General features: G+C 36.4%; 27 protein-coding genes. 19 read left to right on the plus strand and 8 right to left on the minus strand.

The features are described 5' to 3' along the window. Window positions 1-201: 201 nt before the first annotated feature. Complete coding sequence (locus QEN48_RS03935) at window positions 202-615, minus strand: hypothetical protein (RefSeq protein ID WP_280107596.1); 414 nt, start codon at window positions 613-615, stop codon at window positions 202-204. A gap of 13 nt (window positions 616-628) precedes the next feature. Further along, window positions 629-1,360, minus strand: a complete 732-nt coding sequence (locus QEN48_RS03940) for a phosphatase PAP2 family protein (protein WP_280107597.1) — start codon at window positions 1,358-1,360, stop codon at window positions 629-631. A gap of 916 nt (window positions 1,361-2,276) precedes the next feature. Here QEN48_RS03940 and QEN48_RS03945 point away from each other — a divergent pair. Then, complete coding sequence (locus tag QEN48_RS03945) at window positions 2,277-3,476, plus strand: hypothetical protein (RefSeq protein ID WP_280107598.1); 1,200 nt, start codon at window positions 2,277-2,279, stop codon at window positions 3,474-3,476. A 144-nt stretch (window positions 3,477-3,620) separates the two neighbouring features. Here QEN48_RS03945 and QEN48_RS03950 read toward each other — a convergent pair whose 3' ends face one another. Both QEN48_RS03950 and QEN48_RS03955 read right to left on the minus strand, forming a co-directional pair. Next, complete coding sequence (locus QEN48_RS03950) at window positions 3,621-4,517, minus strand: CheF family chemotaxis protein (RefSeq protein WP_280107599.1); 897 nt, start codon at window positions 4,515-4,517, stop codon at window positions 3,621-3,623. Beyond that, on the minus strand, window positions 4,517-5,725 hold the full coding sequence (locus tag QEN48_RS03955; protein WP_280107600.1) for a HEAT repeat domain-containing protein: 1,209 nt from the start codon (window positions 5,723-5,725) through the stop codon (window positions 4,517-4,519). The genes QEN48_RS03950 and QEN48_RS03955 overlap by 1 nt, the downstream gene beginning before the upstream one ends. Before the next feature lie 282 nt (window positions 5,726-6,007). Between QEN48_RS03955 and QEN48_RS03960 the strand changes: the two genes are divergently transcribed. Further along, entirely contained in the window at window positions 6,008-7,186 is a 1,179-nt protein-coding gene (locus QEN48_RS03960; protein ID WP_280107601.1) for an MFS transporter, read from the plus strand. Between the two features lie 208 nt (window positions 7,187-7,394). Further along, window positions 7,395-8,408, plus strand: coding sequence for an AmmeMemoRadiSam system radical SAM enzyme (amrS, locus tag QEN48_RS03965; protein WP_280107602.1), 1,014 nt, complete (start codon window positions 7,395-7,397; stop codon window positions 8,406-8,408). On the opposite strand, the gene QEN48_RS03970 is transcribed toward amrS, so the two are convergent. Then, complete coding sequence (locus tag QEN48_RS03970; RefSeq protein WP_280107603.1) at window positions 8,409-9,206, minus strand: ATPase domain-containing protein; 798 nt, start codon at window positions 9,204-9,206, stop codon at window positions 8,409-8,411. A 239-nt stretch (window positions 9,207-9,445) separates the two neighbouring features. Between QEN48_RS03970 and cofD the strand changes: the two genes are divergently transcribed. From cofD to cysE, 15 genes are all read left to right on the plus strand, one after another. Continuing rightward, a complete protein-coding gene (cofD, locus tag QEN48_RS03975) occupies window positions 9,446-10,342 on the plus strand; it encodes a 2-phospho-L-lactate transferase (RefSeq protein WP_280107604.1) in 897 nt (298 codons plus the stop codon). 35 nt (window positions 10,343-10,377) lie between these two features. After that, complete coding sequence (locus QEN48_RS03980; protein ID WP_280107605.1) at window positions 10,378-11,226, plus strand: triphosphoribosyl-dephospho-CoA synthase; 849 nt, start codon at window positions 10,378-10,380, stop codon at window positions 11,224-11,226. A 2-nt stretch (window positions 11,227-11,228) separates the two neighbouring features. Further along, window positions 11,229-11,786 carry a DUF447 domain-containing protein gene (locus QEN48_RS03985; protein ID WP_280107606.1) on the plus strand — a complete coding sequence of 186 codons (558 nt, stop codon included), beginning with the start codon at window positions 11,229-11,231 and terminating at the stop codon, window positions 11,784-11,786. Next, on the plus strand, window positions 11,786-12,481 hold the full coding sequence (locus QEN48_RS03990; protein WP_280107607.1) for a flavoprotein: 696 nt from the start codon (window positions 11,786-11,788) through the stop codon (window positions 12,479-12,481). Before QEN48_RS03985 ends, QEN48_RS03990 begins: the two co-directional genes overlap by 1 nt. 106 nt (window positions 12,482-12,587) lie before the next feature. Continuing rightward, window positions 12,588-12,896 (plus strand): DUF5320 domain-containing protein, encoded by a 309-nt coding sequence (locus QEN48_RS03995; RefSeq protein WP_280107608.1) that lies wholly within the window; start codon window positions 12,588-12,590, stop codon window positions 12,894-12,896. Window positions 12,897-12,997: 101 nt separating this feature from the next. Continuing rightward, window positions 12,998-13,333, plus strand: coding sequence for a DUF134 domain-containing protein (locus QEN48_RS04000; RefSeq protein ID WP_280107609.1), 336 nt, complete (start codon window positions 12,998-13,000; stop codon window positions 13,331-13,333). 56 nt (window positions 13,334-13,389) lie between these two features. Continuing rightward, window positions 13,390-15,075, plus strand: a complete 1,686-nt coding sequence (ade, locus tag QEN48_RS04005; protein ID WP_280107610.1) for an adenine deaminase — start codon at window positions 13,390-13,392, stop codon at window positions 15,073-15,075. Further along, window positions 15,041-15,589, plus strand: coding sequence for a hypoxanthine phosphoribosyltransferase (hpt, locus tag QEN48_RS04010; RefSeq protein ID WP_280107611.1), 549 nt, complete (start codon window positions 15,041-15,043; stop codon window positions 15,587-15,589). The genes ade and hpt overlap by 35 nt, the downstream gene beginning before the upstream one ends. 62 nt (window positions 15,590-15,651) lie before the next feature. Next, window positions 15,652-16,716: an alanine--glyoxylate aminotransferase family protein gene (locus tag QEN48_RS04015; protein WP_280107612.1), complete on the plus strand. Its 1,065-nt coding sequence runs from the start codon at window positions 15,652-15,654 to the stop codon at window positions 16,714-16,716. A 66-nt stretch (window positions 16,717-16,782) separates the two neighbouring features. Then, window positions 16,783-17,667: a cobalamin biosynthesis protein gene (locus QEN48_RS04020; RefSeq protein WP_280107613.1), complete on the plus strand. Its 885-nt coding sequence runs from the start codon at window positions 16,783-16,785 to the stop codon at window positions 17,665-17,667. Beyond that, window positions 17,660-18,748, plus strand: a complete 1,089-nt coding sequence (locus tag QEN48_RS04025) for a histidinol-phosphate transaminase (protein ID WP_280107614.1) — start codon at window positions 17,660-17,662, stop codon at window positions 18,746-18,748. Before QEN48_RS04020 ends, QEN48_RS04025 begins: the two co-directional genes overlap by 8 nt. Window positions 18,749-18,922: 174 nt before the next feature. After that, entirely contained in the window at window positions 18,923-20,092 is a 1,170-nt protein-coding gene (locus QEN48_RS04030; RefSeq protein WP_280107616.1) for a cysteine desulfurase family protein, read from the plus strand. A 5-nt stretch (window positions 20,093-20,097) separates the two neighbouring features. Continuing rightward, window positions 20,098-20,562, plus strand: a complete 465-nt coding sequence (locus QEN48_RS04035) for an iron-sulfur cluster assembly scaffold protein (RefSeq protein ID WP_280107617.1) — start codon at window positions 20,098-20,100, stop codon at window positions 20,560-20,562. A 118-nt stretch (window positions 20,563-20,680) separates the two neighbouring features. Next, a complete protein-coding gene (gene cysK / locus QEN48_RS04040) occupies window positions 20,681-21,601 on the plus strand; it encodes a cysteine synthase A (RefSeq protein ID WP_280107618.1) in 921 nt (306 codons plus the stop codon). Beyond that, a complete protein-coding gene (gene cysE / locus QEN48_RS04045) occupies window positions 21,574-22,275 on the plus strand; it encodes a serine O-acetyltransferase (protein ID WP_280109095.1) in 702 nt (233 codons plus the stop codon). The genes cysK and cysE overlap by 28 nt, the downstream gene beginning before the upstream one ends. 59 nt (window positions 22,276-22,334) lie before the next feature. On the opposite strand, the gene hisB is transcribed toward cysE, so the two are convergent. The 3 genes from hisB to hisG are packed head-to-tail and all read right to left on the minus strand — an operon-like array spanning window position 22,335 to window position 24,536. Further along, window positions 22,335-22,901, minus strand: a complete 567-nt coding sequence (gene hisB / locus QEN48_RS04050) for an imidazoleglycerol-phosphate dehydratase HisB (RefSeq protein ID WP_280107619.1) — start codon at window positions 22,899-22,901, stop codon at window positions 22,335-22,337. Window positions 22,902-22,906: 5 nt separating this feature from the next. After that, complete coding sequence (gene hisA, locus QEN48_RS04055; RefSeq protein WP_280107620.1) at window positions 22,907-23,623, minus strand: 1-(5-phosphoribosyl)-5-[(5-phosphoribosylamino)methylideneamino]imidazole-4-carboxamide isomerase; 717 nt, start codon at window positions 23,621-23,623, stop codon at window positions 22,907-22,909. A gap of 55 nt (window positions 23,624-23,678) precedes the next feature. Then, window positions 23,679-24,536 carry an ATP phosphoribosyltransferase gene (gene hisG / locus QEN48_RS04060; protein WP_280107621.1) on the minus strand — a complete coding sequence of 286 codons (858 nt, stop codon included), beginning with the start codon at window positions 24,534-24,536 and terminating at the stop codon, window positions 23,679-23,681. Between the two features lie 193 nt (window positions 24,537-24,729). Here hisG and QEN48_RS04065 point away from each other — a divergent pair, with 193 nt between their 5' ends. Beyond that, on the plus strand, window positions 24,730-25,110 hold the full coding sequence (locus QEN48_RS04065; protein WP_280107622.1) for a helix-turn-helix domain-containing protein: 381 nt from the start codon (window positions 24,730-24,732) through the stop codon (window positions 25,108-25,110). Window positions 25,111-25,113: the final 3 nt, after the last annotated feature.

The raw sequence follows: 25,113 nt of genomic DNA on the forward strand, positions 1-25,113 counted from the left end.
AAACCATCATGTTTAACTTTTGTGAGAGTTTGAGAGAGCAGTAAGTCCTCTCCTCTTTAGGGAGAAAAGGATGTCACTAAATAAAACTAAAACCTTTTTTAGATTTTTTAGATTTAATCCGGAGGTTGAAGGGGTTGATGGGTGTTTTTAATGTTCAGATAGTAATCTACAAAAATCTTGTTTAATAGCTTACTTAATAGCTTACTTTTTTTGGTTAAAGCTATATTGGTATGGATATCTATCTGCTCTAAAACCGATTTCACGTATGGTTTCACCGTCTTGTTCAAGTTGTAGGGCTATTCTATCGGTGTTGGAATCGAAGTTAATATCCATATAGACAACTTTATTCTTTTCAACTACTAGGTTTTTTTCTTCAACCAATTCTCCGTTTATAATCAATTTTAGTTGTCCTTCAACAGGCTCGTCAATTCTGTTATATATATTTACAAATATTGTTCCTTGGCCTGATTCAAGGTCTATTTCTACAGTTCCAGTGTTATCTATTTCAAGGCAGCTGGTCTCGGTTAAACTGGAAACAGAAGCTAATCCGAAAATTAATAGGAATAATGTTATCAATACAGTTATTAGGAGTAAGTTGTTGCTTATTTTTTTCAAAACTAAAACTCCTTTATTTATGTTTTTTTATCCAGTTTATTGAGGTCTGTATCCATCTGTTTAGGAAATCAAGTTCGTAGTTTACTCTGTATCCGATTAAACCAGCAGTGATTCCTAATAATGTTCCGGCGACGATGTCAAGTATCCAGTGCACTCCTAGGTACATGGTTGATATTAAAATCGATATGGCGAAGATCCATGAAACCACCATCCAGGAGCCATAGACTTTGTTTCTATAGTAGGCTTGTGTTGCTATTACTGCTACTGTTATTGATATTGAGGTGTGTAAACTGGGCATACAATTATTCACACCATTTACCCAGATAATAAAATCATTAGCAGGCAAATTAACAGAAAAAAGTAATGGAGCAACTCCTTCTAAAACCATCCAAGACTCATATACTGGTAGGAACAAAAAGAATGGTAAAGCAACCATATAATTAATTAAATATGCTAAAACTGTGGCTTTCACCTCTCTAAGGCTGTCACAATATATATAGAATGCTATAGAGAACACTATAAGGAATATATAGATAAATACGTATGTGAAAAACATATATCCTGTTAGAAATGGAGTCATAATAAATTGAAATACGGAAACCAATCCTCCCTCCAAGCCATATATGACTGGAGTTAAGTCAAAACCGATATATTGCCCTAAATCAGATAACAAACGGTTTTGGATAGTGTTTAACAAAAAAACCAATATAAGTGCTGTGATGTAAGCTTTATATTTAATGGCCATATCCCAAGCTCTATTTAAATCAAGAGAGATATGACTCGGTGTAAAAAACTTTGCACCAACGTAAAATAAAAGTATATTTATAACCACTATAACTGAGATAACCAAATACATAATCATTAATTCGAGAGAGAGAAGTATCTCTTTACATTCCCCACTTAAAACACTTAGGAATCTAATTATTGTCCAACCAAATTACTTTTTCCGTAAAGAAACTCCAGTTTATCTAAATAAAAAACATGATTCCTTGTATTCTCTTAAGGTATGAAGTTTTTTGATAAGGTATTTGATTTCAGGTATAGATTTTTGTATCTGTATTGGTATATATTGGATTTTTTTGCGTTGTATTACCTTTATGCAGGTTTGAGGGGTCATTATAGTCCCTTTCTCTTTCAGGAGAGGAAATACAGCCCGACAATTAAATATTTAAATATTAATTATAGTATATGTATGACTGATGGGTTCATAGTAAACCTGAGATAAGGTTTTTCTCCTGAGTTTCTGAAAACCATGATTTAGGAGTGGTGTTATGGCTGTGTGGATTTTATCCGATTACAAGGCTGTAGGACCAGGGGTGTCGGCGAAAGTGCTCAAAAACTCCAGCGAAGCCCGGTACCTTGTAGGTTAGTGAGGAGGTTGGAGAACCATTAAAATGTCTGTAGGATGGTTGGTGTTTTCATAACTCTCTATTGGTAGTGTCTATCGGAGGTGAAAGGAGATTAATGAGATGGATGTCTTGTCTATTTAGTTTGGTGAGGAAGTTATAATAGCATAGTTGGTTAATCTTGAAAGACTGTGTTTTGTAAGTCTTGATTTACTGTTGTTTAGTTGTTTATGTTTTGTTAGGAGGTTTATATAAGTGAGTGTAATTAGGAAAATTTTGGTTGTCCTTTTTGCGGTTTTGCTTGTAGTTGGTTTTGTGTTCACTAGCTCGGCTATAACTGCTGAAAGAACTGTTTTAAGCGATGATTTCGTTAAAGATGTCGTTGATAACGAAGAGCTTCATATTTCTATTCATGATGAATTGTTTTCGGTGTTAGAAGAGAGGATGGATGAAGCGGAAGGTGAAGAAGAGTTATCTCAAGAGATGATAGATATTTTGAAGGAGGTTGTCTCACCGGATTTCATTCGTGATACAATCCATAATAACATTGATTTGGTTTATGCATATTTTGATGGAGACAGCGATGAATTAATTCTTGAAATTGATTTCGGTCAACTTGAAGGCGATTTTGAGGTTGAGCTTGAAGAACATCTAATCGACAGCAACATGACCGAGATAACCGAGTTGTTGCATGGACCGGATAAAGTAGATGAGTTTGAAGAGATTCATGAATACAATGGCGTTGTATATAGTTTATCAACCATTGACCGAATGCTGGAGAGTGAAGAGTCATATAATGAAGTAGTTGATGAATATAGGTCTGATTTAGCTGCAATTGTAGGTGAAGAAAACGTAGATGACGTTATACAAGATAATATCGATGAAGTAAGGGAAGAAATAGAGGAAGAAGATTTAAGTGAAGAGGAAGAGGCCTTTTCAAATGCTTATGTTGAGTTGTTGGTAACTCCTTTAGAAGCTATTGCTAACGAAGATAGTTATCTGGATTATATGGAGGGCATGGAGGAAAGTAAATCTGAATTAGCAAGTGAGTTCAGTGGTTTGTTCATGGGTCAATTTACTGAGGAAATGCCCAGTGAAATCGATATAACTGAAGATATGGATGAAGATGAAATCGAGGTTATTGAAGAAGCAAGAGACTGGCTACAGTTGTCATGGATATCGATATTGTTAGGTCTTGTTTCAATCTTAGTTTTAACTGGATTGATTTGGGTTGTTTCCGGTTCGTTGGTTACAACTGCTTATTCCACTGGCGCAGCAGCCTTAATTTCAGGTCTATTAGGGATTTCAAGTTACTTCACAACACCTATGGTACTGGATACATTTATAAGCGATTTGGGTGAAGATGTTCCTGAACTTCTTATTGAAGCGTTAGAAGCATTTACATTAAACATCGTTGATGTACATACAGTACACTCTATATTGCTGTTGTTGTTGGCAGTTGTTCTATTAGGAATTGGAGTATATATGGCTAGAAAAAAGAACGGTGAAAAGTGAATAAGACTTATAGTCATTAGCATTGTGGTGGGATATACCGCTATGCTGTAGTTTATGGGTGGTGGGATTGGTTCTCACCCATAATTTTTTATTTTTTTATTTTTTTGTAGTAAGGTGATGTTTTTTTTAGGTTAGATAGGGATGTTACTCTTCTCCCATGACTTTTGATGCTAGGTTTCGTCCTCTTGTTGTTAGTTCTACTTCTCTTCTTTTTCTTATTTCGTTTAATGCGTTTATTTCTACTAGTCTTTCGTATATTTCTTCTACTTTGTCTACATCTACTCCGATGAAGTCTGGTATGTCGAATGGTGATATTCCGGAGTATAGGGCCATTATTATTTCTTTTTCTTTTTGGTCGAGTTCTATTTCGCTTTTGACGTTTTTTTCGAAGCTTTCTTTTATGAAGTTGTTTATTACGCTTAAGGTGACTTTTGGGGCGTATATGTAGGATACGACTGATACTCCTTTGTCGTTTATTCTTTCTATTACGAGGACGTCTTTTTCTTCTCCTTTGAAGTCTTTGAATTCCATTGATATGTTTTGGACGTTCTCTAGGTTTAGGTTTAGTATGTTTCCTTCTTCGTCTACGAAGTGCATTGATTGGTTTTTGTGGGTTGTTTTGGCTTTTTTCCATTCTGCGTCGTCTTGTAGTACTCCGCCTTTTTTGACTGGGTCTTTTACTATTACGATTTTGTTGTCTGCGAAGTGTTTTAGTAGTGTTCTCTTGAATTTTTTGAGGTCACTGTCTTTTCTGCTTGTTACTAGTGATACTGTTCGTTCTCCATTGTTTTTGTAGACGATTCCTACGTAGTCTCCTTGTTTAAGGACTTCTTGGTTAAGGTTGAATTCTCCACCGATCTCTTTCATTGATTTGAGTCTTATTTTTTTACGGCCTTTTTTGTTTATGAACCAGAGGTTTTTGTTGGTTAGTATTATTTTTCCTTTAACCCATTTAGCGTCTACTCTACGTGTGTTTCCTTTTATTAGGGGATGTATGTATCCACCGATCATTTCGAATAGTTTTTTTTCAGAAGAACCCATTATTCTCCTCCGAGTTTGCTATAGGCTTTAGAAGCGAATATACGGACCTCTTCAGATTCGTCTTCCATTAATTTTTTAACTCTATCAATTGCTCTACGGTCTCCTATTTCTCCTAAAGCATATACGGCCATTTTTTTAACTTTTTTATCGTTACTGTCTAATTTGTCTAATAAAGGGTTTACGGATTCATTACCTATATTAATTAGGCTTAATGTTGACATTCTTCTTATCTGTGGGTCTTCTTCTTTAAGGAATGTTATAAGTTTGTTTACAACTTCTTTATCGCCGATTTGGCCTAATAACCATATTGCGTTGCGTCTTATTGATAGACGTTTTCCGTCTTCTGCTGCCATTAATATTTTTTTGTAGTCAAGTTCCGAGTCGAATCTTTCGAGGCGTTGAGATATTTCTTTCCGTATTTCGTGGCTTCTTTTTTCAGGTATTTTGGATAGGAAATCCATTAGTGAGAAGGCGGCTGCTTCTCTCACTACGTCTTTTTCATCGCTTAGGCCACCTACAATTGTATCCATTACGTCTTTTCCTATATAATCACTTAGGGAGAGGATTGTTTGTTCTCTAACTGATTCATCCTTGTCTTTTGCCGCTTTTATTAATAAGGGTTTAACCTTTTCCCCACCGATTAACCCTAATGAATTAACGGTTTCTCTTCTTACTTCAGGGTGTTTATCGTCTAATAGTTTTGATAATGGATTTATGGCTTTTTTAGATCCAATGGAGCCTAAAGAAATAGCTGCGTTTTTTCTTACATCCTTATCGGTATCTTTTAGTACTTTTATTAATGGTTTTACTGCTCTTTCATCTTCTATTCGGCCTAATGCCAGTGCGGCATCCATTCTTACATACTCGTTATCGCTTTTCAGTGATTTCATGAATATTTTTAGTAGATCTCCCCATTGACCGGTTTTTTCGTCTCCATCAAAACCTTTCATTCGCTCAATAAGCATCCAGACTGCATCTGTGTCATCCATCCAAGCTAATGCATTTGCAGCAGCTCTCTTAACTTTTTTAGGTTGAGAATCGCTGAAGATAGTGTCGATTAAGACCTTAATACTCTCTTCCCCACCAATCGAACCAAGCAACTCAGCGGCTCTTCTTTTTACATTAACATCATTGCTTTTTTCAATGTGTTCTTTCAATCCCTCGACATCTTCATCACGCTCAAGACTGTAAAGGCTTTTCCTGACCATCGAATCACTATACTGTTTTTAACCAAATATATTTTCATCTAAAAACCTTATTAATGGTGGTTAAGACATCTTTCTCAATTGATTAGCCAGATTTTATTGGAATATAAATCACTTAATGTTAAGATATTTAACTAAACCATCTTCATAACCTACATCTAAATCTTAACCCCAAATTTTTTTTATATCAAAGAAAAGTCTTTTGTCTATTTAATTCTGTATTGAAAACGTTGAATGAAGTAATAAAAAGACCATCGAATTTAGATATGGAGGAAACCCTGGAATATGTCTTTAAACGATAAAATAAATTTCTTCAAGCAATTGGAACCTAAATACATAGTTTTGTTTGCCTGTTGGTCAGTTTGGTTTGTAAACTTTCTTGTAAGGATGTCTGTTCCAGTTTTATTACCCTCCATCCAGATAGAGTTCGATATCTCCTATTTAGAGCTAGGTTTGATGATGTCCGGACTTACATTCGGATATGCAGTATCTCAAATACCAAGCGGGATCATAGCAGATAGGACCAAAAAGAAATACGTAATAGTTCCGGGAATGATTCTTTTCTCTATAGCAATGGTTGGAAGTGCGTTATCGAATACATCAACCATATTAATATTAATGTTATTAACCGCAGGCGTGGGCCTAGGGACATATTATCCAGCAGCAACATCCTTAATTGCTGCATGGTTCGATAGGGGGGAACGTGGAAGAGCTTTCGGAATCCATGAAACAGCTTCAAGCGTTGGCTCGGTTGTTGGTCCATTACTCGGAGGATACCTTGTATATGCCTTCGGTTGGAGAGAGGGATTTACAGTTTTATTGATACCAGGGTTGTTAGCTATACCAATAATATGGTATCTAGGGAAAGAACCAGATATTGAACTTGCAGGCCTAAAAAAAGAAAAAATAATATTAAACCCAATATTACTTCCAACAGCGGTCTATACATTGATGATTATGGGTTGGATGGCTTTTACAACATTCCTACCGTCATACTTAACTAACATAGGGTACAGCGATTTCGCGGCTGGAGTTATGTTTGCAATAATGCCTTTGGTCTCTGTTATATCTATGCCTGTAGCGGGTCATTACAGCGATAAATTTGGGAGGGGAAAGGTTGTGTTCACTCTATTGGTTATCTCTTCTCCACTGGCTTTTTTTGTAACCTACCTTGAACACTGGATACCTATAATAATAATATTAATATTGATTGGAGTAACTTTATTCGCTGCCTACCCAGTTATAATAGCATTAATTTCTGATAAAATACCTGCAAGCAATAGAGCGGGTACTTTTGGTTTTGTAAACGCTATAGGAATGGTTTTTGCATCAACAACTCCCACAGCAGTAGGTTATTTAATAGATATATTGAACTATCAGATAGCGTTTCTAACAATATCACTTATGGTTTTAGCTGCAGCATTAACTATGCTAAAAATCAACAAAAAACAAAGAAACACTTGAATAAAAACCAATATAGAGGTTATAATTCGATTTAATTGGTTTTGATCACTATTAATCCGCTTTAAATATAGTTTTGTTTTTAGAAAGAAGTTATTTTAATTTAAGTTAAAAATATTAGTTAAGTATTGTATTTTAGATATAGGTATTGGTTTATTTTGGTTATGCAGTTTTGGTTTATCAAACTTGTTTGGATATATGAGGGGTAATCATGAAGAAAGAAGCAATGTTTTATGAAGAGAGGTCAGATGGTAAGGTGAAATGTAATTTATGTAACCATCGTTGTGTTGTTAAAATAGGTGAAGCTGGGTTGTGCGGGGTTAGAGAGAACAATGATGGTAAGCTTTATACACTGGTTTATAATGCAGTTTCTTCTAGAAATGTAGATCCTGTTGAGAAAAAACCTCTCTACCACTATCATCCTGGCAGCCGTGTATTCTCATTAGGGTCTGTTGGATGTAATTTCCAGTGCCTTAACTGCCAAAACTACACAATAGCTAGGGCAAAACCTTCAGAAGTATATCTAGAAGATATGACTGCAGAGAAATCAGTTTCTATTGCTAAAAAGAATATGTGTGAAGGAATAGCCTACACATATAACGAACCAACTGTTTGGTACGAATTCAATTATGAATCGGCTAAGAAAGCTAAAGAACTGGGTTTATTCACCGTTTACGTGACAAATGGATATATGACATCTAAGGCATTAAAGAAAATATCACCATATCTAGACGCAGCAAACGTGGATATAAAATCCTTTAACGGTGAGGATTTCTACAAAGAAGTATCTTCAGCAAAATTCAAGCCTGTCCTTGAAACCTGTAAGGAGATGAAAAAACAGGATATACACCTCGAGATAACATACCTGGTTATACCGGGATACAATGATACTGAATCCCAGTTCAAGAAACTTGGCGATTGGGTAGTTGATGAGGTTGGAGACGAAACACCCATACATTTGAGTAGGTTCTATCCAGCCCATAAAATGATGGATGTTGAGCCTACATCGATAAAAAAACTAGAGAGAGCTCATGAAATCTTGACTGATAAAGGAGTTAAATATGTATATCTTGGTAATGTAAGAGGACATGAATATGAAGATACATTATGTCCTACCTGCGGTGAGGTCTTAATAAAAAGAGATGGTTATTCGGTTGAGATAAAAGGATTGGATTTATACAACAAATGTGAGAACTGTGGAGAAGATATAAATATAATTCGATAATTAGAAGTAGACTTCTTCCTTGGGATGTACTTCGATCCCACTGCTTGATATTTCAAATGGATTTAGTTTTTTACTGTGGTCTGAACCTCTCATTTTATATATCTCGATGCTTCTTGTTCGTATTCCTTCTTTTCTTTCGTAATAAAGTCGTATGGTTCCTTCAGTAACAAATTCTTCCATATCGAATCTACTCATCTTTTCTTTATCTGTTACCTCGGCAGTTAACATTGATGTTAATCCAATAGCGCTTAATGTACCAGAAAGTTTAAGGAAGTTTATTCGAAGTTGTTTCTGGCTTTCAGAGATAAAACCAAGTGATGTTGTTGAATCGAAAACACACCTCTTGGCTCCTATTTTTTCTTTAATCTCAACGATTTTTTTTAATGTGGAGTCCATATCAAAGGGATTTACCTCTACGTACTCTTCATCTGTAGGGAGACCTATTTTAGTTGACTGGGAATCAAGTATCGCTAATTTGTTCTGGTCTTCAAGTTCCTTTAGATCCATATTAAATGACTTCATATTCTTACGAATGTTTTTTGGATCTTCCTCAGTCACAACTAATATCCCTGGTTCATCATATTTCGTAACACCATTGTATAGATATTGAATTGCGAAAGTTGATTTACCTGAACCAGCATTTCCTGCAACTAAATAACTTCTTTCCTTAAGTAAACCTCCACCACAAAGTTCATCAAAACCTTTAATACCAGTTGGAACTCTCTCAGACTGAGAATCTGTTTTAATCTCTTCTTCCCCTAAATCAAATCCACCAAATTCAGAATCTTCTTCAGCCATTGTTACTAACTAAAAATTTTTTTAATTAAATCGTTTTTTAATTAAACTACCTATTTAAACCAGTTAGGATATAATCAGTCGTCAAAATAAATAAGTTTTGATGTTATATCTCTAAAATAGATATATTAGCAATCCAACATTTCTAGCGAACTATATCTCTTTTATATAAAAAACTCTATTTATCTGTCAATTTATTGTTTTTTTAAATATAATTAGGTAATGTTCTTGGTGAGATATGGATGTTATTTTTATCTGGAGGAACCGGAACTCCAAAGTTGTTGAGAGGGTTTAAATCGTTGTTAAATGAAAGAGATATTGTTGTTGTAGCTAATACTGCTGATGACGCGGTTATTTCTGGGAATCTTGTTTGTCCTGACCTTGATACGGTCATATATACTTTAGCTGGATTGGTTGATGATGATCGGTGGTGGGGTATAGAAGATGACACCTTTCATACGAATAGGTTTTTGAATGAAATTGGTCAAAACGAGTATATGAGTATTGGTGATAGAGATAGAGCGATTCATATAAGGAGAACCAGTTTACTAAAGGAGATGTCTTTGTCTGAGGCTACTCAGAGGATATGTAGTTCTTTAGGAATTGAAGCAAGTGTTTTTCCAATGACAGATGACAAGGTTAGAACAACTATTATATCTGGGGAGAATGAATTTAAGTTTCAAGAATGGCTTGTTAAATATGGGGGTGAACCTAAGCCAGATAAAGTCGTTTTTAATGGTTTAGATGTTGCAAAACCCTCACCTGGGTTTGAAGAAGCACTTGAATCAATAGATTATGTGGTCATTGGGCCAAGCAATCCTGTAACCAGTGTTAATCCTATAATTTCTTTGAAAGGTGTTAGAGATAAGTTGTTTGGTAAAAAAGTTGTGGCTGTTAGTCCATTGGTTAACAAAAAGCCTTTTAGCGGGCCAGCTGATAGATTGATGGAGGCGTTTGGTATAGATACGGATAATTATGGATTAAAGGAGTTTTATGGAGGATTAGTTGACTGTTTTATTTATGATGAACGTAATGAAAACCCTCCAGGAGATGGTGTTGTTTATGATACTTTTATGCAGTCTAGAAAAGATGAGGTTCGTGTTGCTGAGAAAATAATGGAATTATTTAGGGAGATGTAGTCCAATGTCTTTCGTTTTGTTTGGAGGTTGTTTTTATGAATGTTGAAAAAATTTCTGATTGTTTAAGGCTTGCCTTGATGTATGAAGTTGCAGCAACTCCTAAGCCAGGGTGTATTGATAGAAACCATGAACATCCAGATACTTCTTTCAATGATTTTATTTCATCGGCTATAGCTATTTCAAGGTGTTTTGAAAGAAATCCTGATTCAAGTTTGGGTGAGTTGTTGTTAAGTTCTACAAAAAGGATGGTGGATTCTCATAGTGGTCAGAACACGCATTTTGGTGCTATATTGCTTAATGCTCCTCTTTATCTAGCTGCTGTCCAGGTTGAAGAGTTTGATTTAGATAGTTTAGTTAAGAAGGCTGATAAGATTGTTAAGGCCTCTAACGTTGATGATGCTATTAAGTTTTATGAGTCTTTTAGGCATGTTGAAGTCGGGGGTCTTAGTGAAGATATTGAGGAACTTGATGCAGAGTCTACTGAGGCAATAATAGAGATCTCTAGGGATGGAACAACTTTTTATGACTTGATGGAGGCCTCGGTTGAGTATGATGATGTTGCTTGTGAGGTATGTAGGGGGTATGAGAGATCTAGGGAGGGATTTGAATACTTGGATGGAAAACCGCTAGAAAACGATGTTTTAGTAAAATGCTTTATAAATTTACTTAGTGAACCGGATACACATATAGCTAAGGTTCATTCAGAGGATACTGCTGAGATGGTTGCTCGTGAAGCAAGTGAATTAATGGATGTTGGTCCGATGGATAGAGAGTTGTGGGAGTTTGATAGTAGGTTGAATGAAGAGGGATTTAGTCCGGGTACAACTGCAGATATATTGTCAAGCAGTATATTTCTTTCACTCTTAAGTCGTGTTGGAGATTAGTTATGAAGGATAAGTTAGGTGATATTGGCTTTAGAGAGGGAAGGGTTATTGAAACTCTTTTAGTTACAGGGGGCCGTAGGGAACCGAATATCGCTCCGATAGGTGTTTGGCGTGAGGACGGTAGTTATTGGTCGAAGATACATAAGGAATCAGATACCTATCAGAATCTTTTGGATTTGGATGTGTGTACTGCTAACATTGTTGGTGTTGAACAGATAGTTAGGGGGTTGGTTGGCTCCTTACCCGTTGAGGATGGTGTTGTTGAGGGTGCAGATGCTGTGATGAGGCTGGAGGTTGTTGAGTTTGTTGATAGGGATGTCTGGTGTTTGACGAGGTATTCGGTTGATGAGGTTGATGTTTATGATCGATGTGCTAGGGGTTTGTGTAGGGCTGAGCTTTCATTGCTTGAGTCTGCTATTCATGCATCTAGAGTTGATTTAGAGCGAAGTCATTCTGAATTTATTGAGCATTATCGGGAGATAGTTCGTAAGACTGGGGATAGTTTTGAAAAAGAGTTGTTCATGGAGTTGGTTGATTGTTTGAGGCGGGGTGATTTGTAGTGAGGTTGGAGGCTTTGGGTTGGTGTATAACTGGGGCTGGTGCTTTTTTGGAAGAAAGTTTAGAGGTGGCCAGTGTTTTATCTCAAGATATGAAGGTGTCTTTTTTTGTGAGTAAGGCTGGAGAGGAGGTTTTAGAGATGTATGGGTATATGGATAGGTTGTATGACATTGTTTCTGGTGGTTATTTGGATGAGGTTTTATTAGCTTCTGACTCTGGGTATAGTTTTCCTAAAACGGGTAGGTTTATGACGGGTAGGTATGATGCGTTGGTTGTTTCTCCCGCTACTTCTAATACGGTGGGTAAGATGGCGAATGGTATTTCAGATACAATTGTTACTAACTGTTTTTCTCATGCCACTAAGACTGGGGTTTATACTGTGGTTGTTCCTGTTGAACATGACAGTTCTTCTTCTTTAACTCCGTATTATATCTCGAGGGATAGGTGTGTTAGATGTAGTGAGTGTGATGCATTGGAGGTATGTCCTAGTTCTGCAATCCGGGGTTATGAGATTGATTATAATCGTTGTATTGGGTGTGGTAGGTGTGTTGAGGTATGTCCTGAGGATGCTGTTTTGAGGTATGAGGTTGATGTTTTAGAGAGGCGTGTTGACCGTGAGAATATTGATAGGGTTAGTGATATGGATGGTGTCTGTGTTTTAGGTTCTCCGAATGAGATAATTGGTTTGTTTGGGTAGTTTGGGTTTTTTGGTGTCTGTGTTTTAGGTTTGGTTTGTGGATTAACTACCTTAATCGTAATACTTAAATATTTTTACACATATGTGTATTATTGAGGTGTTTTAAATGCCAAACCTAGATAAAACAGGACCACAAGGAAACGGCCCAACAACAGGAAGAGGACAAGGAAGATGCAGAGAAACCACAACAAACCAACCAAGACTCCACCTAAAAAATAGATATAGAGGAAAAACAAACAGAACACAAAGGCCCAGAAAACCTAGAAAACGCCATACAAGCAGAGGAATTCAAACCACAACAGATATAGAAACTGAAAATAACCAAAAAAACCTGGAAAACAAAATAACATGGCTTGAAAACAGAAAAAACTGGATAGAACAAGAAATAAACCGACTAAAAGAAAAACTAAAATAAACCCAAATAAAAACCCTCTACACCCCTTTTTCTTTTTTAACCTCTTTTTTTCGATAAAATCAATAAGACAGCCCAATCTATTTATAGAAAGGTGTGTCTGAATGGAAGAAAACGAAGAAAACCAGGGATCTAGACGTAGAAGAGGACGTCCCCGAAGACCCCGAAAAGTCGATTGGACCCCAAAAGTAAATGTATTCAAACCAAGAGGAGTTCCTGCAAGAGAACTACAAGAAGTAATCGTCTCAGTTGAAGAGATGGAAGCAATCCGTTTAATAGATATCGAGAACCTAACCCAAGAAGAAGCTGCAGAAAAAATGGGCGTATCTAGAAGATCTTTTTGGAACGACCTCAATTCAGGTAGACAGAAAATAACAAAAGCCCTAATAGAAGGAAATGCAGTTGTCATCAAAGGTGGAAACTACTCAACAAACGAATAAAAAACCAATATATATTTAAATATTTTTAGCTTTTGAATATCTAAGATGGTTTTAATATGAATTTAAAAGAAAAAATCGATGTTGCCAAGGGAGAAACCAACCCAGAACTAGTTATAACTGGAAAAGCATTATCTGTGTTCAGTGGAGAGGTTTTTAAAACCGATATAGCAATCAACAACGGATTAATAACCGGATTAGGAGATTATGAATCAGAAAACCAAATTAAAACAGATGGAGTTATAATCCCGGGATTAATCGATGCCCACATGCATATTGAAAGCACCTTCCTAAAACCAATAGAGTTCACAAAAGCTGTACTACCATATGGAACAACCACAGTAATAGCCGACCCCCATGAAATTGCAAATGTAGCGGGAGTTAAAGGAATAAAATACCTAATCAAGTCCTCCAAAAAACTACCACTAGACTTCTATTTTATGGCCCCATCATGCGTACCCGCAAACGAATCACTCGAAACATATGGAGCAACAATATCGGCCAGTGAAATCAAAGAGATGTTAAAATGGAAAGAAGTCCTGGGATTGGGTGAATTAATGAATTTCACGGGAGTTCTAAACAAAGACCCAGAACTCATAGAAAAACTGGAAGTAAGTAAAAACCATAAAATAGATGGCCATTGCCCAGGACTAACCGGTAACAAACTCAATGGCTATTTGATCTCCGGAGCCAACACAGACCATGAATGTGTAACTATAGAAGAAGTAAGGGAGAAAATAAGAAAAGGAATGAAGGTTGTGCTCCGAGAAGGCTCAGCCTCAAGAGACCTAAAAAGACTAGTAGGAACAGTAAATAAAAATAACTACACCAATTTTATGTTAGGAACAGATGACCTCGATCCTACAGATATAGAAAAAAGAGGCCACATGAACCATAGAGTCAAATTATGTATAGATAAAAACATACCTCCAGAGATAGCTATCCAGATGGCAACCCATAACACAGCAAAACATTATGGCCTAAACTCTGGGGCAATAGCACCTGGATATAAAGCGGACATAACCATTGTAAATAACTTGAAAGAACTGAAGGTAGAATCAGTTTTCAAAGATGGAGAACTTGTCTGGGAAAACGAATTTAAAAAACCATTAAATGAAAACCCAACAGCTAAAACCAAAAACTACGTAAAAATTCCCGAGATAACCCAAAAAGACCTAGAGATCGATAAAAAACATAAGATTAGAGTAATAGATGTTTTTCCAGACAAAATAATAACAAAAGAATCTGCTATAAAAATTAACAAAGATAGGGTTCCAGATCCTGAAAAAGACATAGCTAAAGTAACAGTAATCGATCGACATGGAAAAGGAAAACACATAGGCCTCGGCGTAGTACGTGGATTTGGATTAAAGAAAGGAGCCCTTGCCAGCACAGTAGGACACGACTCACACAACTGTATTTCAATTGGAACCAATGACAAAGACATGATCACGGCAATAAACAAATTAAAAGAAATAGGTGGCGGTCTAGTAGTGGCAACAAACGGTGAAACAGAAACACTACCATTACCGATAGCAGGTTTAATGTCAGACCTACCTTACACAAAAGTTAATGAAAAACTGAATAAAGTAAGAAAGAAGGCTCAAAGCCTTGGAACCAAGATTGAACACCCATTCATGAAAATGAGTTTCCTATCACTACCTGTAATACCAGAAATAAGGATAACAACACATGGATTGGTAGATGTAAATGAAAACAGAATCGTCGACCTATGGATTGATTGACATGGAAAAAACCCTCTTATATTCAGAAAAAGAAATCCAAAAAAAAGTAAAAAAGATAGCTAAAGAGATAACAAAAGACTACAAGGACAGTAAACCACTATTAATCGGAGTTTTAAAAGGCTCAATAATATTCCTTTCAGACCTAATAAGAGAGATCAAGACCCCAATAGAAATAGATTTCGTGGATATAAAAAGCTACAAAGGAACAGAAAGTACAAAACCAGAACTCAGACTAAACACAACCCACAAAATAGAAAATAGAGAGATAATACTGATCGATGACATATTAGACACCGGCAAGACAATGCAACTCCTAAAAAAAGAATTCAAAAAAAGAGGAGCAAAAAAAACCAAAATATGCACACTACTCGACAAACCATCAAGAAGACAAGTCAATATAAAGCCCGACTACAAAGGATTCGAAATACCAAACGTATTCGTAATAGGATACGGCCTTGATTACAACGGGAAATATCGAGAACTACCCAACATATACAAAATCAAAGAAAAATAACCAACCACCATAGATAGATTTTAAATAACTAAAATGGAGATTTATTCAAGAGGTATTTATAGATGGAGCTTTTAATGACCGCAGGCCCAACAGAGATCCCACCTAGGGTGAGGGCAGCGATGAACCGTAGGATACAGAGCCCTGATTTTGATGATAGATTCAAGGTTTTTTATAAAAACTTAGAGAAAAAACTACAGAAGGTCTTAAAAACAGATAAAGACACATTAATTCTGGGTGGTGAAGGCATACTTGGACTAGAAGCATCAATATCCTCAATAGTAGATGAAGAAGACGATGTTCTATGCATATCCAATGGTTTTTTTGGAGATGGTTTTGCAGACTTTGTAAAAATGCGTGGAGCAAAACCAGAATTAATCACCCAACCATACAACCAAGCAATAGACATCGAGAAGGTTAAAAACAGTTTAGAAAAAAACGATTACAAAGCAGCAACCATCGTGCATTGTGAAACACCCACAGGAATACTGAATAATCTAGATAGATTGCTACCTCTCATAAAAGACAGTGGAGCCCTAACAATAGTTGACGCAGTTTCTTCATTAGCCGGTACACCAGTTCCAACAGATATAATCGATATATGCATAGGAGGCTCACAAAAATGCTTAAGCACACCCCCCGGCCTTACAACCGTTACATTGAGTGACCGGGCGTGGGAAGCCATCGACGAACATAAACAAGACACATATTACACAAGTTTAAAGCCATGGAAAGACATCTGGCAGAAATCAAATAAATTTCCATACTCACATCTCGTAACCAACCTATACGCCCTAGATGAATCACTTAACCTAATAATGGAAGAAGGAATAGAAAACGTATACAAAAGACATAAAAAATCCCAGAAAACCTGCATAGAGATGTGTAGAGAAAATGGACTGGAATTCTATCCAAAAAACCCAGAAACAATGTCACCAACTGTTACAGCAATACAAATGAATGGAAAAGCAAAAAAAATTCAGAAAACAGTTCAAAAAGAAAGTAATATCTTATTGTCAACCGGGTTGGGAGAACTAGAAAACGATATAATTCGAGTAGGCCATATGGGATATAACGCAGACCCACATAAAGTACGTAGAACTGTCAATGCAATAAAAAAAGCAAAATAAAAACCCTAAAAACCAAAGATGACTGGAAAACAACCATGGATTGAAAACCCTATTTGGTGTAGTTAAATGGATTTATTTCTTGAAAGAACAATCGTAATTGTTTTAGCAGTAGCAATCGATATGGTAGGAGAGCCCCCAAACAAACTACACCCAGTTATATGGATAGGGTCAACCATCAACTGGCTTCAATCAAAACTGAATAAAGGTAAAAAAAAGATTAAAGGAATAATAACACTCCTCATTGTAGTTTTATTGTTTGTAGTACCAGCAACTATAATAGAGATATATTCAGGTCCTTTCAGCATTATATTAGTCGCATTAATAGCATCCACCATGTTTTCAATTAAAACCTTAAGTGACATGGTAAGTAAAACTGCTGTAAATGAATTAACAGAAAAAAGAGATCTAGTTAAAGGCCTCGTAAGCCGTGATACAGATAAACTAAATGAAGGCCAGTTAAATTCAGCCGCCGTTGAAACTGGCGCTGAAAACATTACAGACAGCGTAATATCCCCATTGTTCTATTACGCATTGTTCGGATTACCCGGAATAGTTTTATTCAGAGTAGTGAACACCCTCGACGCAATGATAGGATATCAAACACCCGAATACCGAGAATACGGCTGGTTTTCAGCCAGAACAGATGATGTTTTAAACTACATACCAAGCAGGATTTCAGGAATCTTGATCTTATTGGTAGAATGGAGGTCTGGCGCAACTAAAGTTGTAAAAGAAAACAGAGATATAAAACTAAACCCAGGTTGGACAATAAGCGCTATTAGCGGAGTTTTAGACAAAAAAATTGAAAAAAAAGGATATTACTCCATAAACTCAGAAAAAAAACCTCCCTCAAACGAAGATATCCTCAAAACCGTAAGAATAATTTGGAAAACTTCAGCTGTCTTCATAACAATCTTAATAATTATCTTGGTAGGTGCATACCTTGTTTAAACCAAAAAAATACATAATTGAAGTTGAAACACCACACCACGGTGGAATGAAAGAAAAAGAAATAAAAAAACATGGATTAAAACCATCTGAAGTAATTGATTTCAGTGCAAGCCTAAACCCATATGGCCCTCCTAAAGTTTTAATGGAGGAAATATGGAAAACAAAAAAAGAAGATATACAGTATTACCCAGAATCAGACTCACTCCAATTAAAGAAAAAAATATCAACAAAAAACAACCTAAAACCTGAAAACGTTATAGTTACCGCTGGAATGTCCGAGTTAATAGATTTAGTAGCCCAGACATATGTTAAAGAAGGAACATCGGTAGTAATACCTGAACATACTTATGGAGAATACGAACCCAGCTCCAAACTAAACGGAGCTGAAATAAAAAAGGTTGAGATGCCTGAATACAAAATCGAAGTAGAAAAAATCAAAGAAAAAATCGATAAAAACTCAATAATCTATCTATGCAACCCAAACAACCCAACCGGAGACCTGCTAACCCTACAAGAAATAAAACAAATAATGGATAAAACAAACAAGACAAACTCCCTCCTCATTATCGATGAAGCCTACCATGATTTCCTCGAAAACCCACCAAACCATAAAGAATTGATTGATAGAAACAACGACATAATAATCATGAGAACATACACAAAAGCATACAACATCCCAGGCATCCGAGTAGGATACGGACTATCCAACAAAAAACACATAAACTACCTTATGAAAACCAAAATACCATGGAACATTGGAAACATACCACAAAGAGTAATAAAAACCTTAAATAGCCAGAAAGCCAGTAAATTCATGAAAAAAACAAGAAAAAAATTAATCAAAAACAAAAAACACCTAAAAAAACAGATAGAATCCATGGGACTTGAAACAACAAATTCTCAAGCAAACTTCATAACCATAAACATTGGAAATGCAAGTAAACAAAGAAAAAAACTATTAAAACACGGTTTAATCGTTAGAGACTGCAGTTCATTCGGCATGCCCCAACACATAAGAATCGCAGTACGTAAAAAAACAGAAAACCAAAAACTAATAGAAGCACTCAAAAAAACAACATAAAAAAACAACCTAAAAAACATATTTAAAACAATATCTAATCATTTATAGATTTCATGGTTATTTATATCTGTTCTTAGTTCTTCTCAATACCCCCCTATTTCCTATAACGCTGTTAAATCTTTTTTTGTTTAAAATAAATGGGTATAAAATATTAATAGAGAAATCAAAAACTAAATGAAGATGTCTACAAAAGAATCTGATATTATTTATGTTGATAACAATGCAACAACCCCAATAGACCCAGATGTGTACCAAGAAATGAAACCATATTTTAAGGAAAGATATGGAAACCCCAACTCACTCCATGCAAAAGGAAGAGAATCAAAACAAGCAGTAAAAATAGCCCGAGAAAAAGTAGCTTCATTACTTAACACAGAAACAGATGAAATAGTCTTCACAAGCTGTGCAACCGAATCAAATAATCATGCAATAAAGGGTATAATAAACAAAACAAAAAACAATGGAAAACACATCATAACAACCAAAACCGAACATAAATCAATACTAAACCCATTAAAATACCTAGAAAAACATGGATATGAAGTAACATACCTAGATGTCGATAATAAGGGATATGTAGACCCAGAAGACCTAAAAAACGCGATTAAAAAAGACACAGCATTAGTAACAATACATTATGCAAACAATGAGATAGGCACCATCCAACCAATAGAAAAACTAGCAGAAATAACCCCAAACGAAATACCATTCCATACAGATGCAGCCCAAATACCGGGAAAAATCGAGATTGATGTCAAGAGCCTAGAGATAGACCTTATGACAATAAATGGCCATAAAATGTATGGCCCAAAAGGAATCGGAGCTTTATGGATAAACAAAAAAACAAAAATAACTCCATTACTACATGGAGGAGGCCAAGAAAATAACAAAAGGTCTGGAACCGAGAACGTTCCATACATAGTGGGGTTTGGAAAAGCTGCTGAAAAAGCCAGTAAAACAGTTAAAAAAGAATCTAAAAAACTAACCGACATGCATACCAAAATACTCGAGGAAATACCAAAAAAAATCGATGGAGCTCAGGTAAACGGACCGATACAAAACAGGTTACCAGGCAACGCAAACATATCCTTCCAAGGAGTAGAGGGAGAAGCTCTTGTCTTAAGGCTTGAAGACAAAGGAATAATGGCTTCAACCGGATCAGCATGTGCATCCGAAACACTTGACCCATCCCACGTATTAATTGAAACAGGAGTTCCAGTTGAACTAGCCCACTCTTCACTAAGAATAAGCGTAGGGAGATTCAATAAAAAACAAGACGTTGATAAAATAATAGAGATCGTTCCTGAAGAGGTAGATAGATTGAGAACAATATCCGCTGTGTGATCAATATGTATTCAGATAAAGTTATGGAGCATTTTAAAAACCCAAAAAACATGGGAGAGATGGAGAACCCAGATGCAGTGGCAAAAGTAGGTAACCCTGCATGTGGAGACCTTATGCGTGTATACATAAAGGTTGGAGAAAAAGATGGAGAAAAATATTTAGAAGACATATCATTCAAAACATTCGGTTGTGCAGCCGCAATAGCAACATCATCAGTAACAACAGAACTTGTTAAGGGAAAAACACTCGAAGAAGCCATAAAATTAACTCGTGACGAAGTAGCTGAGGAATTGGGTGGCTTACCTAAAGTAAAAATGCATTGCTCAAACCTAGCAGCAAGCGGCCTACATCGAGCAATATACGAATACAAAAAACAAACAGATATGGAAATATCTCCAGAACTTGAAAAAAAATATAAAGCCAGCGAAGCAGCATTAGAAAAAACAGAAGAAAAAATGGATAAAAAATAATCGATAAACCTCCCCCAAACCTCTATGTTTTCTCTATGTTTTTTATCTGGTTTTTGTTGTTTAGGTTAAGGGAAGTTTAATTAAATAACTTAACAATTGTTAACATAGGTGTTTTTTTTTGAAGATAAATGAAAACATAACACAACTAATTGGAAACACCCCACTAATCAGACTTAACTCATTCTCACCAAACCTAATAGCAAAACTAGAACAATTCAACCCAATGTCAAGCGTAAAAGACCGCATCGCACTATCAATGATAAACAAAGCAGAAAAAGAAGGCAAAATAGATAAAGAAACAACAATCATAGAACCAACAAGCGGAAACACAGGAATAGGCCTAGCCTTCATCTGTGCATCAAAAGGATACAACCTAACACTAACAATGCCCGAATCCATGAGCCAAGAAAGAAGAAAACTCATGAAAATACTTGGAGCCAACCTAATACTCACACAAAGCCAAAAAGGCATGGACGGCGCAATAAACAAAGCCCAACAAATAGCAAAACAAAACTCCAATACATTCATCCCACAACAATTTAAAAACAAAGCCAACCCCCAAATCCATAGGGAAACCACGGGAAAAGAAATATGGAAAGCAACCGATGGAGAAATAGATACCTTTATAGCTGGAGTAGGAACCGGAGGAACAATAACAGGAGTAGCAGAATACATAAAAGAAAAAAAAGGTAAAAAAGATTTTCAAGCAATCGCAGTAGAACCAAAAAACTCACCTGTATTATCAGGAGGAAAACCAGGTCCACACACCATCCAAGGAATCGGAGCCGGATTCATACCAGAAATACTAAGAACAGAACTAATAGACGAAGTAATCACAGTCCAAGATGAAGACGCTAAAAAAACAACAAAAAAACTAGCAAACCAAGAAGGAATACTAGCAGGCATTTCATCAGGAGCAGCATTAAAAGCAGCCCTCGACTACATCAAGCAACCAAAAAATAAAGATAAACTCACAGTAGTAATGCTACCAGACACAGGTGAAAGATACATATCAACAGACCTTTTCCACAAACTCTAAACCACAAACACCCAAATAAAGGGAAAAAAATGTTTAAAAAAATCAGAGAAGACATAAAAACCGTATTTGAAAGAGACCCAGCAGCTAAAAATACATTCGAAGTAATAACCTGCTACCCCGGACTACATGCAATCTGGATGCATCGAATATCCCACTACTTATGGAACCATAGATTAAAATGGCTCGCAAGATTCATCTCCCATATCTCAAGATTCCTAACCTCAATAGAGATACATCCAGGAGCAGAGATAGGAGATAGATTCTTCATAGACCATGGAGCGGGAGTAGTAATAGGAGAAACAGCAGAAATAGGTGACGACGTATTAATGTACCAAGGCTCCACATTAGGCGGAACATCGATGGGAAAAGGTAAAAGACACCCAACAATAAAAGACGGAGTAGTGATAGGAGCATCCTCAGTCCTATTAGGACCAATAGAAATTGGAGAAGAAGCCAGAGTTGGAGCAGGCTCAGTCGTACTAGAATCAGTACCAAAAGAAACAACAGTCGTAGGAATACCCGCAAAACCAGTAGAAGAAGTCAAAAGAAGAGAAAACAAACTAAAACACGCAGACCTACCCGATCCAGTAGAAAAAGAAATAAATAAAGTTTACCAAAAAATAAGAGAACTAGAAACCAAAATAGAAAACAAAAACACAGGAAAAAATAAATAAAAAAAACAACTCAGACTAACAAAAAGAACCTATATAAACGAACTTGAAAACCCTAGAACTTAATCTAGGGTTCCTTTAGTACTGATTACTCCACTAGATTCTTTTAAAGCTTGATTTAACGCTCTACCAAATGACTTGAATACAGCCTCAACTATATGATGCATGTCATCCCCAACAGCTTGGATATGTACCGTCATTCCAGCAGAATCACATAGAGACCTGAAGAAATGTTCAATCAAAACATTGTTGACACCACCAACAGTTCCCTCCGGTATATCAATAACGAGATAACTACGTCCCGAAACATCGATTGAGGTTTTTGCTATCGCTTCATCCATAGGTACTGAGGCAAATCCAAATCTATCAATATTGATTTCTTCTATAGATTTTTTTATAGCACTACCCAAAACCATTCCAGTGTCTTCTATCGTATGATGTTTATCAACATCAAGATCCCCATCAACATCGACAACTAGATTGAATCTGCCATGTGTAGCAAATGAATCAAGCATGTGATCCATGAAACCAATACCGGTATCTAATTCATTATCGCCGGACCCATCCACCATAAATTCAACTAAAACAGATGTTTCAACGGTTTTTCTTTCAACTCTGGCTTTTTTCATAAAAATCAACCACTAAAAATATCTATAGCCTTACTAAAATCAAGTTTACCATTATAAAGAGCACTGCCAACAACAGCTCCCGAAGCACCAGCATTATCCAAATCAACCAAATCTTGGATGGAAGAAACACCTCCAGAAGCAACAACAGGTAGTTCAGTTGCCTCAATAACCCTTTTAAAACTATCGATGTCAATCCCCTCCATCTTACCTTCCTTATCTATGTTGGTGAAGAGAAAACCACCAACACCAAGTTCCTCAAACTCCTTACAAGCCTCAGTTACCTCGACACCACTACCTTTTGTCCAACCATCAACCATAACCTCTCCATCCTTAGCATCTATCGAGATATAAATAGACTCACCAAAACCATCAACAACCCTCTCCAACAAATCTCTATCCTCAAACGCTATCGTTCCAACAAAAACACGGTCAACCCCTAAATCGATCAATCTCTCGACAGCACTATAACTACGTATACCACCACCAACCTGAACAGGAACATCAAACCTCTCAACTATCTCCCGAATGCTATCAAAGTTTTTTTGACGACCCTTAAAAGCACCATCAAGATCTATCACATGAAGACGTCGAGCACCAGAACCAACCCATCGTTCAGCAGCCATAACTGGACCACCATACTCATCACCTGTACCAGGCTTACCCTGGACAAGTTGAACACACCTACCATCCTTAATGTCAACAGCCGGAATTACATCAAACAAAAAACCACCAAACCATACCTACCTATAAACCAAAACCACATCAAATAAACTGGTCTTAAGGAACCAACCTATCTATAGATGTGACTAAAATATCTTTAGCACCCTCATCACGTACTTTCTGTATAACCTTGTATAACTCAGATTCATCAACAACGACATGAAGTGCTACAACATCATCTTCAGACTCAACGTTCATTACGGTAGGACCTGACATACCTGGTAAAACCTCTTTGACAGACCCCAACCTATCACTCGGGACATTCATCATCAAGTATTTTTTCCTCCGACCCCTCAAAACACTTTCAACCGCCATCTCAATCTCACGTATCTTCTTAGAATTACTCTCCAGAGATTCTTTGTTAGCGATCAAGTGTGCAGAAGTATCCAATATCTTATCAACAACCCTCAATTTATTAACTTTAAGAGTCGTGCCAGTGCTTGTAAGATCCACAATACCATCAGCAATACCAACCTGAGGAGTCATCTCAGTTGCACCAGAAACCTCAATTATGTCAGGAGAAATCCCAAGATCCCCAAAATAGTTTCTCGTTATGTTAGGAAATTCGGTCGCAATGTTCATAGAATCATCAACATCCCCTGCTTTATTTATCTCGGAGTCCTCAGGAACAGCGAAAACGATTTCTGCAACACCAAAATCCAGATCCAACAACAACTCAACATCAACATCTGTCTCGCTAATGAAATCAAGACTGGTAATACCGATATCTGCAGCACCATCATTTACATATTCAGGAATATCTGCAGTTCTAGCAAACAACAACATTATATCGGGGTCCGCAGTTCTTGCAAAAAGCTTCCTATCCCCTTTATCCTCGATATGTAGTCCAGCCTTCTCAAGAAGCTCCATACTCGGTCTATGAATCCTTCCTTTATTTGGAACAGCAATTCTCATAAATAATTACCCTCAAATCGATTAGTCATAGAGATATAGAGCTAAACATTAACCAATTTACCGGTTATCAAAAAATAAATAAAAATATATCAACCAACAAAAAATGTTAACAATCGTTAATTACTTAAGTGTGTTAACATTAAATATTAAATCAAGAACACAAAATGGAGATTAAACATTAGGTTGTGTTGATATGCCAAAACAGCCATGCGAAATAATAGTACTACACGTACTACCATCCGTTAGAGCACAGATCTCAAAAGATCTAGTAGAGATGGGTATGTCCCAACAAAAGGTATCCGAAATAATAGGAATAACCCCAGCCGCAATTTCACAATACGTAAGTGGAAAAAGAGGATACGAAATGGAATTCAAAGGAGAAGTACGAGAAAAAATCCAAGACTTCGCACAACAAACATACAACCAAGGAGAAGCCGACGTACTCCAAGGAGTATGCAGCATATGCGACGTAGTAAAAGAAAACGGAGTCCTATGCGACCTCTACGAAAAATACGAAGAACAAACAAACAAATGTAGTTCATGCAAATTCAGAACAGTATGCTCCTGCGGATAAAAA

The organism is Methanonatronarchaeum sp. AMET-Sl (assembly GCF_029854155.1).
GTDB lineage: Archaea > Halobacteriota > Methanonatronarchaeia > Methanonatronarchaeales > Methanonatronarchaeaceae > Methanonatronarchaeum.